We start from the raw sequence: 1,367 nt of genomic DNA, 5'->3' as shown, positions 1-1,367 counted from the left end.
CTCATCGGTTATAAGGCTGCAGGCTTTACTGGTTTATTACTCGCCGTTCTCTGCCTTAATTTACCCGGATTAATTATGACCATTATTGGTTATCAATGGCTAACCAGCCATGATAGCCCCGCAACGCGCAAAATTATGATTGGCGTTCAGTACGGAGCCTTAGCTTTATTAGCAGCAGCCAGTTATTCGGTAGCTCAAGGTGTTGTGGGCATGTATTTTTCTATTCCTATTGCCTTGTGTTGCATTGTATTTTTTTTAGCCTTAACTTTTTGGAACTTATCGCCTTTTTACGGTTTTTTAGGCTTTATCGCCGTTTGTTTTTTCCTCGTGCGTTAAGTAATAATTAAAAGATAGAAATTAAAATGGAGTTTCCTTTTGGATACAGTGTTGGATAATCCCGAGTATTATATTAACCGCGAGTTTTCGGCCATTGCCTTTAACCAACGCGTTCTTGCTTTAGCAAATGACGAGCGAGTTCCCTTATTGGAACGGATGCGTTTTCTTAGTATTTGCAGTAGCAACCTGGATGAGTTTTTTGAAATACGCGTTGCCGGCCTTAAAGAAAAAATGGCCTTATCCACAGGGAAGCTCACTATTGATGGCTTGCGTCCAGATGAAGCATTTAGTTACATCAGTCAAAAAACCCATGTGTTAATCGATCAATTGTATTCAACATTTAATAAGCATTTGCTCCCTGCCTTATGTAAAGAAAACATTCATTTTCTTGAATTAGAGGAATGGACTGATGATATTCATTTGTGGGCCAAACATTATTTTAAACATGAAATACAACCTGTTATGAGCCCTATCGCTTTGGACTTGGCTCATCCCTTACCGCAACTGATCAACAAAAGCTTGAACTTTATTATTTCATTAAGTGGAAAAGATGCCTTTAATCGGAATATTAACTATGCGGTAGTGCATGCGCCACGCTCCATTCCTCGCGTAATCCATCTTCCCTCAGAACTCTGCGGTGGTGCGGATTATTTTGTTTATTTATCATCAATTATTACTACTCACGTCAATAGTTTATTCCCTGGGATGGAAATCAGTGGCTGCTATCCATTTCGCCTCACTCGAAATAGTGACCTATTCTTACGTGAAGAAGAAATTGATGACTTAGCCAAAGCAGTGCAGCGTGAAATTTTTTCTCGTCATTATGGGCATGTAGTGCGTTTGGAAATTGACAAGAACTGCCCAGGAAAGATCGTTGATTTCTTATTACAAAAATACCACTTACGTCATGAAGACACCTTTTATTGTGATGGTCCGGTAAATATTCAACGCTTTCTGACCGCAATTAATAACCTGGATAGACCTGATTTAAACTATCCTGCCTATACCGCCCAATATCCTCATTTTCCCAA

The 1,367-nt window shown here is 39.4% G+C and carries 1 protein-coding gene and 1 pseudogene; both read left to right on the top strand.

All coding sequences use genetic code 11. The features are described from left to right. A partial coding sequence (locus ACQY7T_RS12385; RefSeq protein ID WP_428413822.1) for a chromate transporter occupies positions 1-336 on the top strand: 336 nt, incomplete at its 5' end. 39 nt (positions 337-375) lie between these two features. Next, positions 376-1,367, top strand: a pseudogene (locus tag ACQY7T_RS12380) (polyphosphate kinase 1); the annotation flags it as partial.

Origin of the sequence: Legionella sp., from assembly GCF_965140895.1 — a bacterium.
Classification (GTDB): domain Bacteria; phylum Pseudomonadota; class Gammaproteobacteria; order Legionellales; family Legionellaceae; genus Legionella.
Note: the sequence above shows the minus strand (reverse complement) of the source record. Positions and strands in the feature narration are given on the sequence as shown.